At 62.4% G+C, this 16,047-nt stretch carries 13 protein-coding genes and 1 pseudogene; 12 read left to right on the top strand and 2 right to left on the bottom strand.

Annotation, left to right across the window (positions count from 1 at the left end):
- Nucleotides 1-32: 32 nt before the first annotated feature.
- The 3 genes from aceE (at nt 33) to lpdA (ending at nt 6,478) form a co-directional block, all read left to right on the top strand.
- Entirely contained in the window at nt 33-2,732 is a 2,700-nt protein-coding gene (aceE, locus tag B0B13_RS08275; protein ID WP_076786661.1) for a pyruvate dehydrogenase (acetyl-transferring), homodimeric type, read from the top strand.
- Nucleotides 2,733-2,823: 91 nt separating this feature from the next.
- Entirely contained in the window at nt 2,824-4,593 is a 1,770-nt protein-coding gene (aceF, locus tag B0B13_RS08270) for a dihydrolipoyllysine-residue acetyltransferase (protein ID WP_076797226.1), read from the top strand.
- Between the two features lie 43 nt (nt 4,594-4,636).
- Nucleotides 4,637-6,478 (top strand): dihydrolipoyl dehydrogenase, encoded by a 1,842-nt coding sequence (gene lpdA / locus B0B13_RS08265; protein WP_076795621.1) that lies wholly within the window; start codon nt 4,637-4,639, stop codon nt 6,476-6,478.
- Between the two features lie 308 nt (nt 6,479-6,786).
- Here lpdA and B0B13_RS08260 read toward each other — a convergent pair whose 3' ends face one another.
- Entirely contained in the window at nt 6,787-7,353 is a 567-nt protein-coding gene (locus B0B13_RS08260; protein WP_076786665.1) for a phasin family protein, read from the bottom strand.
- Nucleotides 7,354-7,929: 576 nt separating this feature from the next.
- Here B0B13_RS08260 and pbpG point away from each other — a divergent pair.
- The gene (pbpG, locus tag B0B13_RS08255) at nt 7,930-9,099 is read left to right on the top strand and encodes a D-alanyl-D-alanine endopeptidase (protein WP_076795618.1); all 1,170 of its coding nucleotides are present in this window, start codon (nt 7,930-7,932) and stop codon (nt 9,097-9,099) included.
- Between the two features lie 116 nt (nt 9,100-9,215).
- Here the strand turns inward: pbpG and B0B13_RS08250 are convergent, their stop codons facing one another.
- Entirely contained in the window at nt 9,216-10,019 is an 804-nt protein-coding gene (locus tag B0B13_RS08250; protein WP_076787806.1) for an IclR family transcriptional regulator, read from the bottom strand.
- Between the two features lie 74 nt (nt 10,020-10,093).
- On the opposite strand from B0B13_RS08250, the pseudogene B0B13_RS08245 reads away from it, so the two are divergent.
- The 8 genes and pseudogenes from B0B13_RS08245 to hscB form a co-directional block, all read left to right on the top strand.
- Nucleotides 10,094-10,380, top strand: a pseudogene (locus B0B13_RS08245) (acyl-CoA dehydrogenase family protein); the annotation flags it as partial.
- 40 nt (nt 10,381-10,420) lie between these two features.
- Nucleotides 10,421-11,596 carry an enoyl-CoA hydratase/isomerase family protein gene (locus B0B13_RS08240; protein ID WP_235090567.1) on the top strand — a complete coding sequence of 392 codons (1,176 nt, stop codon included), beginning with the start codon at nt 10,421-10,423 and terminating at the stop codon, nt 11,594-11,596.
- A gap of 452 nt (nt 11,597-12,048) precedes the next feature.
- A complete protein-coding gene (locus B0B13_RS08230; RefSeq protein ID WP_076795613.1) occupies nt 12,049-12,531 on the top strand; it encodes a low molecular weight protein-tyrosine-phosphatase in 483 nt (160 codons plus the stop codon).
- 150 nt (nt 12,532-12,681) lie between these two features.
- A complete protein-coding gene (iscR, locus tag B0B13_RS08225) occupies nt 12,682-13,212 on the top strand; it encodes a Fe-S cluster assembly transcriptional regulator IscR (RefSeq protein ID WP_076786673.1) in 531 nt (176 codons plus the stop codon).
- Between the two features lie 56 nt (nt 13,213-13,268).
- Nucleotides 13,269-14,492, top strand: coding sequence for an IscS subfamily cysteine desulfurase (locus B0B13_RS08220; protein WP_076795607.1), 1,224 nt, complete (start codon nt 13,269-13,271; stop codon nt 14,490-14,492).
- A 44-nt stretch (nt 14,493-14,536) separates the two neighbouring features.
- The gene (gene iscU / locus B0B13_RS08215; RefSeq protein WP_076786677.1) at nt 14,537-14,962 is read left to right on the top strand and encodes a Fe-S cluster assembly scaffold IscU; all 426 of its coding nucleotides are present in this window, start codon (nt 14,537-14,539) and stop codon (nt 14,960-14,962) included.
- A gap of 91 nt (nt 14,963-15,053) precedes the next feature.
- Nucleotides 15,054-15,377 carry an iron-sulfur cluster assembly protein IscA gene (gene iscA / locus B0B13_RS08210; protein WP_139337092.1) on the top strand — a complete coding sequence of 108 codons (324 nt, stop codon included), beginning with the start codon at nt 15,054-15,056 and terminating at the stop codon, nt 15,375-15,377.
- Between the two features lie 82 nt (nt 15,378-15,459).
- Nucleotides 15,460-15,990: a Fe-S protein assembly co-chaperone HscB gene (hscB, locus tag B0B13_RS08205; RefSeq protein ID WP_076795604.1), complete on the top strand. Its 531-nt coding sequence runs from the start codon at nt 15,460-15,462 to the stop codon at nt 15,988-15,990.
- The last annotated feature ends 57 nt before the right edge of the window (nt 15,991-16,047 follow it).

The raw sequence follows: 16,047 nt of genomic DNA, 5'->3' as shown, positions 1-16,047 counted from the left end.
CACGTTCCCCATACCAGGACCAGGAGACGCTCATGTCCGCCGTACCCGAGGAAGTGATGAAGTATGTCACCGCCGAAAAAGACAACGACCCGCAAGAAACCGCCGAATGGCTCGAGGCGTTGGATGGCGTGCTGTCGGCCGTAGGCCCTGAGCGCGCACATTACCTGATCGAGAAGCAGATCGAATTTGCGCGGGTCCATGGCGAGCATCTGCCGTTTTCCGCAAACACACCGTACATCAATACGATCCCCGTGTCCGCGCAGGCTAAGAACCCCGGCGATCAGGACATCGAACACCGGATCCGCTCGTACACGCGCTGGAATGCGCTGGCGATGGTGCTGCGCGCCGGCAAGCACACGAACGTCGGTGGACACATTGCCTCGTTTGCGTCGGCCGCCACGCTCTATGACGTCGGGTACAACCATTTCTGGCACGCGCCGAGCGCCGAACATGGCGGCGACCTGGTGTTCGTGCAGGGCCACTCGTCGCCCGGCATTTATTCGCGCGCGTTCCTGTTAGGCCGACTAACCGAGGAACAACTGGACAACTTCCGGCAGGAGGTCGGGGGCAAGGGCATCTCATCGTATCCGCACCCGTGGCTGATGCCAGATTTCTGGCAGTTCCCGACGGTGTCGATGGGCCTAGGCCCGATCATGGCGATCTACCAGGCGCGTTTCATGCGCTACCTGGAGGCGCGCGGCATTGCGAAGACCGCCGGGCGCAAGGTTTGGGCTTTCCTCGGTGACGGCGAAACCGACGAGCCGGAATCGCTCGGTGCGATCGGCATGGCCGGACGTGAGAAGCTGGACAATCTCGTGTTCGTGATCAACTGTAACCTGCAGCGGCTGGACGGGCCGGTGCGAGGCAACGGCAAGATTATCCAAGAGTTGGAGTCCGAATTCCGCGGTGCGGGCTGGAACGTGATCAAGGTGATCTGGGGCAGCCGCTGGGATTCGCTGTTCGCGCGCGACAAGACGGGCGCGTTGATGCGCCGGATGATGGAAGTCGTCGATGGCGAATACCAGACGTACAAGTCGGAGTCCGGCGCCTACGTGCGCGAGCATTTCTTCAACACGCCGGAACTCAAGGCGCTGGTGGCGGACTGGTCCGACGATGACATCTGGAATTTGAACCGAGGCGGCCACGATCCGCATAAGATCTACGCGGCATTTCATGCGGCGCAGCATAATGTTGGCCAGCCGACCGTGATTCTGGCGAAGACCATCAAGGGTTACGGGATGGGCGAGGCCGGGCAGGCGATGAACATTACCCACCAGCAGAAGAAAATGCAGGTGGACCAACTGAAGAAGTTCCGTGACCAGTTCCGGCTGCCTATTTCGGACGACGAGATCGCCGATGTGCCTTATCTGAAGTTCGACGAGGGTTCAAAGGAGCTTGAGTACATGCGTCAGCACCGGCTGGCGCTCGGCGGCTATCTACCGCAGCGACGGATGAAGGCCGATACGTCCCTGGACGTGCCGCCGCTCTGCGCGTTCGAACCGGTGCTCAAGGGCACCGGTGAGGGACGCGAGATTTCCACGACGATGGCGTTCGTGCGGATCTTGAACATCCTGCTCAAGGACAAGGCGCTCGGCAAGCGGATTGTGCCGATCGTGCCGGACGAGTCGCGCACGTTCGGCATGGAGGGGCTGTTCCGCCAGATCGGCATCTGGAACCAGGAAGGGCAGAAGTACGTGCCGGAAGATTCCGACCAGCTGATGTTCTACAAGGAATCGACGACCGGGCAGATCCTGCAGGAAGGCATCAACGAGGCGGGCGGCATCTGCGACTGGATCGCGGCGGCGACATCGTACTCGACGCACAACGAGATCATGGTGCCGTTCTACATCTTCTACTCGATGTTTGGCTTCCAGCGCGTCGGCGATCTGGCCTGGGCCGCCGGCGACATGCGCTCGCGCGGCTTCCTGCTCGGCGGCACCGCGGGACGCACAACGCTCAATGGCGAAGGGTTACAGCATGAGGACGGGCATTCGCTGTTGTGGGCGTCGTCGATCCCCAATTGCGTCAGCTACGATCCGACATTTGGCTACGAGCTTGCGGTGATCATCCAGGATGGCTTGCGCCGCATGGTGCAGGAGCAGCAGGACGTGTTCTATTACCTGACGGTAATGAACGAAAACTACGAGCATCCGGCGATGCCCGAGGGCGAGCATGTCGCGCAGCACATCGTCAAGGGCATGTATTCATTGCGCAAGGCTGAAGCGGACAAGGACGCTCCGCGCGTGCAATTGCTCGGCGCTGGCACGATTCTGAACGAAGTGATTGCCGCAGCCGAGTTACTGAAAAACGATTGGGGCGTGGCCGCCGACCTTTGGAGCGTGCCGAGCTTCATCGAACTGGCCCGCGAAGGGCACGCAGTACAGCGCCAGAATCTGCTTAACCCGCTCGCCGAGCCCAAGCTGTCGCACGTGCAGACCTTGCTGAAGGACACGCAGGGGCCGGTGATCGCGTCGACTGACTATGTACGCTCGCTGGCCGAGCAGATCCGCGCATTCGTGCCGCGTCGCTATGTGGTGCTTGGCACCGATGGCTTTGGTCGTTCTGATACACGCGAGCAGCTGCGTCACTTCTTCGAAGTCGACCGCTATTGGGTCACGGTGGCCGCGCTGCACGCGTTGGCCGACGAAGGCACGATTGACCGCAAGCGGGTGGCGCAAGCGCTGCAGCAATACCAGCTCGATCCGGCCAAGCCGAATCCGGTGACAGTCTAACGCCATTTTCCCGCATCGCGCGAATGCGCTGCTCCGTGTGCGACAGCCGTGGCCGGCTGTCGCACACGCGTGGCTGATGGAGACAAAATCAATGAGTGAAGCGATCGAAGTGAAGGTGCCGGACATCGGCGACTACAAGGACGTGCCGGTGATCGAGGTGCTGGTCAAGCCGGGCGATGCCGTCGAGCCGGAGCAATCGCTGGTCACGCTCGAGTCGGACAAGGCGACGATGGACGTGCCGAGCCCGAGCGCCGGTGTCGTCAAGGAAGTCAAGATTAAGCAGGGCGATACGGTCTCCGAAGGGTCGCTAATCGTGATCCTCGATCGCGCGAGCAGTGCGCCGGCGTCTAACGGTCACAGTGCGGCGCAATCCGCCGCAGCCGCTGCGCCGGCCGCGGGCCAGGCGTCCGCCGCAAGCTCAGCGTCCGCTGCCACACCCGCGCCGCCGGCCGCTGCGGCTGCGTCCTCAGCTCGGCCTGTATCGCCGGCCGCGCCCACTGCGTCCTCACCCCAGGCTGCGTCGGATGGGGCCGGCGGCGTGCGCGAGGTCAAAGTTCCCGATATCGGTGACTATAAGGACGTGCCGGTGATTGAAGTGCACGTGAAGGTAGGCGACGTCGTCGAACCGGAGCAGTCGCTGCTCACGCTGGAATCGGACAAGGCAACGATGGACGTGCCGAGCCCGGCCGCCGGTACGGTGAAGGCGCTGAAAGTCAACGTCGGCGACATGGTCTCAGAAGGCACACTGATCGTCGTGCTGGAGAGCATCGGTGGTGCGGCCTACGAGCAAGCGCAGCTTGCGCCGGCCGCGCAGCCGGCTACTGCGTCCAAGCCGGTCAAGCCGCCTTTGGATCTGCCGGTTGCGTCAACGCCGGCCAGTGGTGCTCGCGAGCCGTCTGCGCTTGCGCAGGCGCCGGTGATCCCGATTGCCGGCGCACACCGCGCCAGTCACGCGAGCCCGTCGGTGCGCAAGTTCGCGCGCGAGTTGGGTGTCGAGGTCGCGCGCGTGCCGGGCACGGGCCCGAAGGGCCGGATCACGCGCGAGGATGTGACCGCCTATGTGAAGGGCGTGATGACCGGACAGCGCGGCGTGCCGGCGGGCGCAACCGCCGCGTCGGGCGGCGCGGGACTGGACCTGCTGCCCTGGCCGAAGGTCGACTTTGCGAAGTTCGGCCCGGTGCAGGCCAAGCCGCTGTCAAGGATCAAGAAGATCTCTGGGGCGAACCTGCATCGCAACTGGGTCATGATCCCCCACGTGACGAACAACGACGAAGCCGATATTACCGAGCTTGAGATGTTGCGCGTGCAACTAAACAAGGAAAACGAGAAGGCGGGCATCAAGGTGACAATGCTCGCGTTCGTGATCAAGGCGGTTGTCGCTGCGTTGAAAAAATTCCCAACCTTCAACACCAGCCTGGACGGCGAGAACCTGGTGTTCAAACAATATTTCAACATTGGCTTTGCGGCCGATACGCCGAACGGGCTCGTCGTGCCGGTGCTCAAGGAGGCTGACCACAAGGGTGTGCTCGACATTGCGAAGGAAACCGCGGAACTGGCGAGGCTGGCTCGTGAAGGCAAGCTGAAGCCAGACCAGATGCAGGGCGGCTCGATTTCGATTTCGTCGCTTGGTGGCATCGGCGGCACGCATTTCACGCCGATCATCAATGCACCGGAAGTAGCGATCCTCGGCTTGTCCAAGAGCGCTTACAAGCCGGTCTGGGACGGCAAGCAGTTTGTCCCGCGGTTGATGCTGCCGCTGTCACTGTCGTACGACCATCGCGTGATCGATGGCGCGCAGGCCGCGCGCTTCAACGCGTATCTGGTCCAGATCCTCGCGGATTTCCGCCGCGTGATGCTGTGATTAGACGATATCAACCCGTTGCGCGAACAAGAAGGGGACGTGGATGAGTCTCGTTGAAGTGAAAGTGCCTGACATCGGCGATTTCAAGGACGTCAGCGTGATCGAGGTACTGGTCCAGCCTGGTGATACGATCGACAAGGAGCAGTCGCTGTTGACGCTAGAAAGCGACAAGGCATCGATGGAGGTGCCGAGCGACTACGCCGGCACCGTGAAGGAGGTCAAGGTCAAGGCCGGTGATAACGTGTCCGAGGGCACCGTGATTGCGATCATGGAGGTTGCCGACCAGGCGGAGCGTGCTGATGATGGCCGTACCGCGGCACAGGCGCCGGCTGCGGCCACCGCGTCCGCCCCGGCCCCGGCGTCGGTGCCGACATCGCCGGCCGCGTCAGGCGCGCGGCTGGCGAGCGCGTCGCTGCCGACGTCGGCAGCGCTGCCTGCAGCCGGTGCGCCGGTTGCGGCCTATCGTGGCAGCGCCGATATCGAATGTGACGTGTTGGTGCTCGGTGCCGGCCCAGGCGGGTACTCGGCCGCGTTCCGCGCCGCTGACCTCGGCCTGAAAACTGTGCTCGTCGAGCGCTATCCGACACTGGGCGGCGTCTGCCTGAACGTCGGGTGCATTCCGTCGAAGGCGTTGCTGCACACCGCCGCCATCGTTGACGAGGCGGCGGCGCTGGCAGCGCATGGGATCACGCTCGGCAAGCCGCAGATCGATTTGGGTAAGCTGCGCGAGTTCAAGAGCGGCGTGGTGCGTAAGCTGACGACCGGGCTCGCTGGCATGGCCAAGGCGCGCAAGGTGCAGGTGGTGACCGGCGTTGGGGCATTCGTCGACCCTTATCATCTCGAGGTGCGGACCGACGGCGGCAAGCAGATCGTGCGGTTCAAGCAGGCGATTATCGCGGCCGGCTCGCAAGCCGTGAAACTGCCGTTTCTACCTGACGACGCACGCGTTATCGATTCCACTGGCGCGTTGGCGCTGCCGCAAATCCCGCAGCGGATGCTAGTGATCGGTGGCGGGATCATCGGGCTCGAGATGGCCACCGTGTATTCAACGCTCGGCGCGAGCATTGACGTGGTTGAGATGCTCGACGGCTTGATGCAGGGCGCGGACCGGGACCTCGTCAAAGTATGGGAGAAGTTCAACGCAAAGCGCTTTGCAAACGTGATGCTGCAGACCAAGACCACGGCTGTTGAAGCTAAGCCGGACGGCATCTATGTGAGTTTCGAAGGCGAGCATGCGCCAACGGATCCGCAGCGCTACGACTTGGTGCTCGTTGCAGTCGGGCGCAGTCCGAACGGCAAGCGCATTGGCGCCGAGCGTGCCGGCGTTGCAGTGACCGAGCGCGGTTTCATCGAGGTCGATCAGCAGATGCGTACCAACGTGTCGCATATCTATGCGATCGGCGATATCGTGGGTCAGCCGATGCTCGCTCACAAGGCGGTCCATGAAGGGCATGTGGCAGCGCAGGCCGCCGCCGGCGAAAAATCTTACTTTGATGCGCTGCAGATTCCTTCGGTGGCGTACACCGACCCCGAGGTCGCATGGGCCGGCAAGACAGAGGCGCAACTGAAGGCCGAAGGCATCCAGTACGGCAAGGCCGTGTTTCCGTGGGCTGCCTCCGGGCGCGCGATTGCGAACGGCCGGGACGAGGGCTTTACGAAGTTGCTGTTCGATGAACAGACCCATCGCGTGATCGGCGGCGGTATCGTCGGACTCAATGCGGGCGATCTGATCAGCGAGATTTGCCTGGCCGTGGAAATGGGCGCGGACGCGACGGATATCGGCAAGACGATTCATCCGCACCCGACGCTCGGGGAGTCGGTTGGGATGGCCGCGGAATTGTACGAAGGCGTCTGCACCGATCTGCCGCCACAGCGCAAAAAGTAACATGGGCCGTTAACGCGGGCTGTGCCGGTTCGTCGCGAATACGTGCAAGACCGTTGGGGCGCGTTCAGATAGCCTTCGCCTTATCAAATGGCCTGCTCTATGCCTCGTCGAGGTGTCGGCTCATTCAACGGCGCATTGCGTGAGACATCGAGTCGCGCTTTGCTGGCGCACCGGCAAAAGTGCATGGCGCAGGGCGCCAGCGCGTGGAACGGATACCATCGTGCTGTTCAGCCTTGCACCGGCATGGGCTCATGCACCACACCGTTGCCTTGGGCGCTGCTAGCTCCATGACGCCGAGCGGGTAGCCGTTACTTCTTGGCGGTGCGCGATGCCTGTGCGGCAGCTTGCTGAGCAGCTTTCGACGCAGCAGTGGCGGCGGCGTTGAAGTTGCTTTCAGCGATCTCAACTGCCTGCTTTGTGGCCTTTTGCACCGTTTCGTAGGTTGTGTTCGCGGCGGTGATCGCTGATTTCAACACCGAGACGACGGTTTCCGAGCCAGCCGGCGCGGTTTTCGCAACATTGTCGACCAACGCCTGCACGTTGCGGTTTTGTTCCTCGTACTGCGCTTCGGCAACGCGGACGAATTCGGCTTGCGTGGCCGACGCGATCTCGTACAGGTGATGGCCGTACGACAGGACTTTCTCCGCGGCAGGCTGCCCCAGGCTGGTTTGCAGCGACAACAGCTCCTGCGCATCCTTCACCGACAGCATGCGGTGCGCGTTTTCTTGAGATTCGGCCAGTGTCGCCTTCGCCGCTTTTAGGTTTAGCTCAACGAGTTTTTCGGCGCCTTCGAACGCTTTGTTCGCCAAACCAAACCACGTTTCCAAATTCACCTTCTGGGCGGCAGCGATTTGCTCGGGGGTCAACAGATTCATGCTTGCGCTCCTGATCCGACCCTGGCGGGGCCGCTGGTGGGGAGAAAGGCCGCCGCGCTGTTGTGCAGTGCAGCAGAATACGCATTTTAGGTGTGTTTGCGCGCGTGTCAAGTTTTTTGTGCAGTGCACAAATTAGGCTTCAGCTTAATAAACAAGTGTTTAGCGGCGTAAGCCGATGGGGCCGCAGCCAGCGCGGCTCGCTCAACGCAGCGTCTCAGCACACCGCGCTTCGCCTGGTCGAGATGTACACGCACCGTTGTGTGTCAATTTCGAGAACGTTTGAGTCATTGATTTGTTGTAGCGCGGCGCGCGACAAGAAAGGCATCTTTGTGCTGTCTCGAGGCAAACCTGGTTCAACATCGGTGGCACCAAACCATTAAGTCGGAGGTAGGCACCGTTAAGCGACGGTGTAGCGAACTACCGTACGCGCCTGATTACTGATTTCAATTACACTGCAAGGCTCGATTGTCTGCCCTGAACGCCTGACAGGTCTTGGATGAAGTATTGGCGATAAGTGCCTAATAGGTTAGTCATTCCGGGCTTGGCTACACTTTCGGAAATCCGGTCATAACACGAATGAAAAGCACCTTGTTTTCGTCGTTGAAAGGCATCTGTGTCGCTGCCTTTGGCACGGCGTTGTCCATCGCCGGCTCAGCCATGCTGATGGCTGCGCTGGTCGCGCCGGCCAACGCGTATGCCGTCACCGCCGCGAAGGAAGCACGCGAATCCCGTGCGCGCCATGCTACCGCCGGCAAAGGTGGCAAGGCATGGACTGCGAAGCACGCGTCCAGGACCCGGCAAGCCCGCGCCGCGCGCTCGAGCAAGGTGGTGCGGCAGGCCGCCGCGCAGCCGTCGAAACGGCGCGTGTCGGCGCGGCTGAAGGGCCGTACGCACCATGCGGCCGTGCGCCGGGTCGCGTACCAGCCCAGGCCCGCAGTAGGCGCGTTCACGCTGCAGTCCGACGGCAGCGTGGCGTTGCGCTCGACGGTGGGCTTCATGGTCGATCAGAACACCGGTGAGGTACTGTACGACAAGAACTCGGCGTCAGTCGTGCCGATCGCGTCGATCACGAAGCTGATGACCGCGATGGTCGTGCTGGATTCGAAGGCACCGCTCAATGAGAGGCTGACGGTGACCGACGAGGACCGCGACTACGAGAAGGGCACCGGTTCCCGATTGTTGATCGGCTCGACGTTGTCGCGTGAGGATATGCTGCACATCGCGCTGATGGCCTCGGAGAATCGCGCCGCCGCGGCGCTGTCGCGCTACTATCCCGGCGGCCGACCCGGGTTCATCGCAGCGATGAACCGCAAGGCCGTCGAATTGGGTATGGCCCAAACCCATTTCCAGAACGCGACCGGCCTGACCTCGCAGAACGTGTCCAGCGCGCGCGACCTCGCGAAGATGGTCAATGCGGCATATCGGTATCCGCTGATCCGCCAGTTCTCCACTGACCGCAGCTACGATGTGTTCACCGGCAAGCGCATGCTCGCCTATAACAGCACGAACGCGCTGGTGCGCAACGCTTCGTGGGATATCGGGTTGCAGAAAACCGGCTTTATCAACGAGGCCGGCGAATGCCTGGTCATGCAGGCGACGATCCATGGCCGGCCCGTGATCATGGTGCTGCTGGACTCGTTTGGCAAGTATTCGCGCTTTGCCGATGCACAACGGTTGCGCAATTGGATGGACACTGGCGGAGTGCAACGTGTGACGAGCGCACAGACCAACGGCGCTGGCACCTGAACTGCACCCGTGTGCCGGTGTGCGGTCAATCTGCGCATTGGCGTTGGCCGGGCCGGCGCGCGTTCGCGGGTCTATCGTTCGCCGGCGATACCTGGCGGACGGTGGAACCGTTCATTTCACGCGGCAGCAGCAGCCGTGGTGGTGTTCGCCGGCGGCTGGTACCCGAGCGCCTGTGAAATTTCCAGCGCGGTATGGGTGAGCTGCGCGAGCCATGCGTTTTGCAAGCGGTCCGCCGGCGCGGACAGTGACAGGCCCGCCACCAGTTTCGAGCTGTCGTCATAGATGCCAGCCGCGATGCATCGCACGCCTAGTTCCAGTTCCTCATTGTCACGTGCACACGCTTGCTGGCGCACGTGTGCCAGTTCGCGCTCTAGCTTTGCTAGATCCGTGATGCTGTTCTGCGTATGGCCGGCTAGCCCGGTGCGCGTTGCGTAGGCGCGCACGCGCGATGCTTCGTCCGCGGCCAGGAACAGCTTGCCGACGGACGTCAGGTGCAGCGGCGCGCGGCCACCGATCGCGCGGACCACCTGCATGCCGGAGCGCTCCGAATAGGCGCGTTCGATATAGACGATTTCGTCACCCTGCCTAACAGATAGGTTCACCGTTTGCCCAGTGAGCCGGTGCAGTTCGCGCATTGGGCCGAGCGCGGCGTCGCGCACCGACAACCGGGCTTTGACCAGATTGCCTAACTCGAGCAGACGCATGCCCAGGCGGTACGTGCCCGGATCCGAACGATCGACGAGCCGGCACGTTACCATGTCGTTCAGGATTCGATGGGCGGTCGAGGGATGAAGCTCGGTGCGTTGCGCGAGTTCCTTGAGGCTGACAGGATCGCTATGCGCGGCGAGCGCGTCGAGCAGCCGCATCATCCGGTTGATTACCTGGATCGAGGTCTTGGCTTCTGCGTTCAGGTCGCTCATCATGGATACCGCTGTGCTGCAGTAGAAACCCGATTGTATCTCGTATGGTGAAAGATGCGAACGGTATGATGCCGCTGCGCGAGCACCAGAGCGTGCCAAGATGCTGGCGGACATGGCCACGCAACTGAACGCGGCGCGCTTGCGCACCGCTGGCAAGCCGTGCCTGTCCGAGGCGTCGCAGGCCAAGCTTTACGCGTCGGAGATGGCCGAGCGGGTGTGCTCCAGCGCGATCCAGGTGCATAGCGGATACGGCTATCTTGAGGGCTATGCCGTCGAGCGACACTACCGTGATGCGCGCATTATGCAGCTTTATGAAGGAACAAGCGAGATACAGTGGATGGTGATGGCACGGCAGGTCTAGCACGCGCGCCGTGCTGGTCAGCGTGATGCGAGGGAGGGTTATGACGATAGGGTCGCCCGCAGTGGGCGTGGTTGAGGCCGCCGCCGGAGCGCGGCGAGATGTTCCGGCCGCCGCACCGGTGACAGCCGAACATTTGAGTTATCAGGTGATCAATCGGGTGGCGGTCGTGACGCTGAATCGTCCCGATGCGCTGAACGCGCTGTCGCATTCGATGGTGCGCACGCTGGCGCAATGGGTCGAGCAATGCCGGACGGACGACCAAATTTTGGCACTAGTGCTGTGCGGTGCCGGCGACAAGGGTTTTTGCGCAGGGGGCGATGTGCGGGCGCTGTACCGGCTGGCGAGCGCCGGCGAGCGCTCGTGGCAAGCGTTCTTCATTGACGAATATCGGCTCGATTTCGCGCTGCATTATTTCCCTAAGCCCGTGGTTGCGCTGATGGACGGCATTACGATGGGCGGCGGGATGGGGTTGGCACAGGGTGCCTCGCTGCGGATTGCCACCCAACGTAGCCGGATCGCGATGCCGGAAACACGAATCGGTTTCGTGCCAGATGTGGGGGCCACGCGATTCTTGGCCGTGCTGCCGGTGGAGTTGGAACTGTATGTTGGATTGACCGGCGTGACGCTCAGCGGGGCCGATGCGCAGCGGCTCGGATTGGCCGATCTGCTGGTTGACGCCGATGCGTTGCGCGATTTCGACGTGCGACTGTGTGAAGCGGACACCACGGACATCGATCGTGCGCTGAAGCAGGCATTCGGCGGCCCCGATTCCAAGCCGGTACGCAGTACCGTGGACGATTGGCGCGCGCTAGCCATGCGTCATTTCAATCCTCGCCACTCGGTTGAGCAGATCGTTGCGTCGCTACACGGCCATTTGTCGGCCGGTCCCCGCGAGGCCGAGCGCGAATGGCTCAGCGCGACCCTCGATGCGCTGAGCGCCTATTCTCCCACCATGCTCAACGTGACGCGGCAGGCGTTGCTGCGGGGACGCCATATGACGCTGGCTGAATGTCTGCGGATGGAACTGGCGATCGCCACACAGGCGATCGACCACGGCGACTTCTGCGAAGGGGTGCGGGCGCACCTGATCGACAAGGACAAGCGGCCGCGCTGGGCGCCGGCCACGCTGGCCGAGGTCCGCGAAGAGCATGTGGCCGCGATGCTGCGCTCGCCGTGGCGCGCCGACGCGCATCCGCTGGCCGACCTGCACGGCTGAGCCGTTCAACTCACACGCCTCGCGCACGCCGCGGCGCCTGCTTAGTGCCAGTGTGTGTGTCCGTCTTGCAGGCCCTTCCATATGGGGCTGGCTCCGGAGCTGCCATTGTCGTCTCTCATGTTGCGGCCCTGGGCATTGCCGCACGCCGGCGGCAATGAAAAACGACAAGTTATCGGGTTGGTGGCGGGGCGCGGCGTGGTGCCGCTGGCGGCACGATGGGGTCTGCAATGGGGGCGTCGGCCGGCGCGTCGCGCTGGCTCGATCCGCTCAGTCAAGCGCGGTTCAATGCGGAGTTAGCGTGCACTGTGTCATACGGGCTTATCGATGGCGAGCCCATGCCCGGGTGTGCCGGGCGGCCAGTGCGCGATGTGGCAATCGTGCCTATTAGTACAAGCGTGCAGCACGAGCATGGATTCCGGCGTAGAATTGCGGCGCTCCGAACATTCAAACCCATGAAAACCGTCGCGCTGCTTTTCGTCTGCCTTGGCAATATTTGCCGTTCCCCCACCGCCGAAGCGGTGATGCGCGCCAAGGTACACGAGGCCGGGCTGGCTGACACGATCCACTTAGACTCGGCCGGCACGGGAGACTGGCATGTAGGTGCCGCACCCGACCCCCGTGCGTGCCGCGCCGCGATGTCGCGCGGTTACGCATTGGACGCGTTGCGTGCTCGGCAGGTCAGCGCCGGCGATTTTGCGCGGTTCGATCTGCTGCTCGCGATGGATCATGACAACGTCGTCGAGCTGCGCCGCCGCTGCCCGTCCGAGCATGGGCATAAGATCCGGCTGCTAATGGAGTTTGCGCGCCGTTACGATACCGACATCGTTGACGATCCTTATTTCGGTGGCCACGAAGGCTTTGAGCGCGTGCTTGATGAAGTCGAGGACGCCTGCGACAGCTTGCTTGCGCAGTTGCGGCAGCGCTACGCGATCTAAGCGGCACGCAGCGCGCGAGCCGACGGCAGCGCACGTTGCCGCATGGAGCGGTGCACTAATCTGTCCCTGACCGCGGTAGGGGTACTTGACTAAAATGCTAGGATATTTATACTTGATAAAAATTGTCGAGAATTACGGGTGCCCCACACCATGAGACTCACTACAAAAGGTCGCTTCGCCGTTACCGCGATGATCGACTTGGCGTTACGCCAAGAGAAGGGCCCTGTGACGCTCGCAGGTATTAGTCAGCGGCAGCGGATCTCGCTGTCTTATTTGGAGCAGCTGTTTGGCAAGCTGCGCCGGCACGAGATCGTCGAGTCGGTGCGCGGACCGGGCGGCGGCTACCATCTCGCGCGCCGCCCCGACGAGGTGACCGTGGCCGACATCATTATCGCGGTTGACGAGCCGCTGGACGCGACGCAGTGCGGTGGCAAGGGCACGTGCGAGGGCACCAAACAGCCAGACGGCCATTGCATGACGCATGAATTGTGGTCGACGCTGAACCAGAAGATGGTCGAGTACCTCGATTCCGTGTCGCTGCAGGACTTAGTCGAGCAACAGCGCTCGCGCGAGAGTGCAGCGCCGGTGCGGCTCGATCGGCGAGGCGAGCCGGTAGCGCCGGACGCGGTCCGCGTCGGGCCGAAAGGACCGAATTCCGTGTTCAACATCGCGCAGTCCTGAGCGGACGACGACGCGACACACGTATTGGCAGCAGACACAGACTTGCGGAGCCCCATATGAAAAATCCCCCGTTCCACCTGCCCATTTACATGGACTACAGCGCGACGACGCCCATTGACCCGCGCGTGGCGGATAAGATGATCCCGTACCTGCGCGAGCAATTCGGTAACCCGGCCTCGCGTAGCCATGCATATGGCTGGGAAGCTGAGCGCGCGGTCGAACAGGCGCGCGAGCAGGTGGCCGCGTTGGTCAATGCCGATCCGCGCGAGATCATCTGGACGTCGGGTGCGACCGAGTCGGACAACCTGGCGCTGAAGGGCGCGGCGAATTTTTATCGCAGTAAGGGCAAGCACATCGTCACGGTGAAGACCGAGCACAAGGCCGTGCTCGACACCACGCGCGAACTGGAGCGACAGGGCTTCGAGGTAACGTACCTGGACGTGCGTGACAATGGCTTGCTCGATCTGGAGGCATTCAGCGCGGCGTTGCGACCGGACACCATTCTCGTGTCGGTGATGCATGTAAACAACGAGATTGGCGTGATCCAGGATATTGCGACGATCGGCGAGATCTGCCGGCAAAAAGGGATTGTATTCCACGTCGATGCCGCGCAGGCGACCGGCAAGGTCGAAATCGACCTACAGAAGTTGAAGGTCGACCTGATGTCGTTTTCCGCGCACAAGACATATGGGCCGAAGGGGATCGGTGCGCTGTATGTGCGGCGCAAGCCGCGCGTGCGGATCGAGGCGCAGATGCACGGCGGCGGCCATGAGCGGGGCATGCGCTCCGGCACGCTCGCCCCCCATCAGATTGTGGGCATGGGCGAGGCGTTCCGGCTGGCCCGCGAGGAAATGGCCACCGAGAACGAGCGGGTGCGGATGCTGCGTGATCGCTTGCTCAACGGGCTACTGCGGATCGACGAGGTGTACGTGAACGGCGACATGCATGCGCGCGTGCCGCATAACCTGAACGTGAGCTTCAATTTTGTTGAGGGCGAGTCTCTGATCATGGCGGTCAAGGATGTCGCGGTATCGTCTGGTTCTGCCTGTACGTCCGCGTCGCTGGAGCCGTCGTACGTATTGCGCGCGCTGGGCCGTAACGACGAGCTGGCGCATAGCTCGATCCGCTTCACGGTGGGACGCTTCACGACCGAGCAGGAAGTGGACTACGTGATCGAGTTGTTGAACAACAAGATCGCGAAGCTGCGCGAGCTTTCGCCGTTGTGGGAAATGCATCAGGAAGGGATCGACCTGTCGTCGATCCAATGGGCTGCGCATTGAGCGCGACGGCGTGAACCTCTACCGATACAGCAAGGAGTACTGCAATGGCTTATAGTGACAAGGTTCTGGACCACTATGAAAACCCGCGCAATGTCGGGTCGTTTGCGAAGGACGATGACGCGGTTGGCACCGGTATGGTCGGTGCGCCGGCGTGCGGTGACGTGATGAAGCTGCAAATCCGGGTCGGCGCGGATGGGACCATCGAGGACGCGAAGTTCAAGACCTATGGCTGCGGCTCCGCGATCGCGTCCAGTTCGTTGGTGACGGAATGGGTCAAAGGCAAGACGCTGGACCAGGCACTATCGATCAAGAATACCCAGATCGCCGAGGAGTTGGCGCTGCCACCGGTGAAGATCCACTGCTCGATTTTGGCGGAAGACGCGATCAAGGCGGCGGTGGCTGATTACAAGAAGCGGCGTGTGGCGGTGGCCGACGAACCTGCTGTCCAGGCGGGCGAAGCGGCGGCTTGACGTGGGGAGCCGCGCGACCGGCCGGTCCGGCCGGTCAAGCGCGGCAGTGGGCGAACCGATGAATGATGGCCGGCCGGACCGGCGAACGACGATGGCGATCACTTTGACGGAAAAAGCAGCACAGCACGTGCAAAAGTACCTGACGCGCCGCGGCAAAGGCATCGGGCTGCGGCTCGGAGTGCGCACGACCGGCTGCTCGGGTTTGGCGTACAAGCTCGAATACGTCGATGAACTGGACTGCGGCGACAGGGTGTTCGAGAGCCATGGGATCAAGGTCATCGTCGATCCGAAGAGCCTGGCGTACATCGACGGCACAGAGCTAGATTTCGCTCGCGAGGGGCTGAACGAGGGGTTCCGGTTTAACAACCCGAACGTGAAGGATGAATGCGGGTGCGGCGAGTCGTTCCGCGTCTGAATCGTCGCATGCTGCCTTTGGCGCCATTGGCGTATTTCCTCGGTGCCGCCGAACAGCAGGGCGCCAGTTGTGATTTCCGACCATGCCTTCGCTGACTCAAAACCACTTTGAATTGTTCCAGTTGCCCGAGCGTTTCGGGTTGGATGCGCGCGCGCTCGATGATGCCTATCGCGCCGTGCAGGCTCAGGTGCATCCGGATCGTTTCGCTTCAGCCGGCGACGCGCAAAAGCGCATCGCGATGCAATGGGCAACGCGCGCGAACGAGGCGTATCAGACACTGAAGTCGCCGCTGCGACGCGCCACCTACCTGTTGCACCTACGTGGCATCGACGTCGGCGCGGAAAACAATACCGCGATGGAACCGGCGTTCCTGATGCAGCAAATGGAATGGCGCGAGCGGACCGAGGATGCGGCTGCGGCGCGCAAGGTCGATGCGCTGCAGGCGCTGCTACGCGAGTTGCGGGACGAGGAATCAGCACGGCTCGTGCGGCTCGGCGAATGGCTCGATTCCGGTGCGGACCAGCCGGCGGCCGAAGCGGTGCGCCAGTTGATGTTTATCGAACGAGTCGCACACGAAATCGACGCACAGATCGACAAATTGGAGGCGGCGTGAAGCTTGCCGCCCGATGCGAGGCGCGGCCGTCACGCGCCCGGCACCGTACTCCACATG

This window comes from Burkholderia sp. b14 (assembly GCF_900156195.1).
GTDB lineage: Bacteria > Pseudomonadota > Gammaproteobacteria > Burkholderiales > Burkholderiaceae > Mycetohabitans.
This window is presented reverse-complemented; position numbering and strand designations above follow the sequence as displayed.

Bases quoted from the DNA above. Each gene is read 5' to 3' on its own strand.
- aceE (WP_076786661.1), top strand. From the start codon at position 33: ATGTCCGCCGTACCCGAGGAAGTGATGAAGTATGTCACCGCCGAAAAA.
- aceF (WP_076797226.1), top strand. From the start codon at position 2,824: ATGAGTGAAGCGATCGAAGTGAAGGTGCCGGACATCGGCGACTACAAG.
- lpdA (WP_076795621.1), top strand. From the start codon at position 4,637: ATGAGTCTCGTTGAAGTGAAAGTGCCTGACATCGGCGATTTCAAGGAC.
- B0B13_RS08260 (WP_076786665.1), bottom strand. From the start codon at position 7,353: ATGAATCTGTTGACCCCCGAGCAAATCGCTGCCGCCCAGAAGGTGAAT.
- pbpG (WP_076795618.1), top strand. From the start codon at position 7,930: ATGAAAAGCACCTTGTTTTCGTCGTTGAAAGGCATCTGTGTCGCTGCC.
- B0B13_RS08250 (WP_076787806.1), bottom strand. From the start codon at position 10,019: ATGAGCGACCTGAACGCAGAAGCCAAGACCTCGATCCAGGTAATCAAC.
- B0B13_RS08240 (WP_235090567.1), top strand. From the start codon at position 10,421: ATGACGATAGGGTCGCCCGCAGTGGGCGTGGTTGAGGCCGCCGCCGGA.
- B0B13_RS08230 (WP_076795613.1), top strand. From the start codon at position 12,049: ATGAAAACCGTCGCGCTGCTTTTCGTCTGCCTTGGCAATATTTGCCGT.
- iscR (WP_076786673.1), top strand. From the start codon at position 12,682: ATGAGACTCACTACAAAAGGTCGCTTCGCCGTTACCGCGATGATCGAC.
- B0B13_RS08220 (WP_076795607.1), top strand. From the start codon at position 13,269: ATGAAAAATCCCCCGTTCCACCTGCCCATTTACATGGACTACAGCGCG.
- iscU (WP_076786677.1), top strand. From the start codon at position 14,537: ATGGCTTATAGTGACAAGGTTCTGGACCACTATGAAAACCCGCGCAAT.
- iscA (WP_139337092.1), top strand. From the start codon at position 15,054: ATGGCGATCACTTTGACGGAAAAAGCAGCACAGCACGTGCAAAAGTAC.
- hscB (WP_076795604.1), top strand. From the start codon at position 15,460: ATGCCTTCGCTGACTCAAAACCACTTTGAATTGTTCCAGTTGCCCGAG.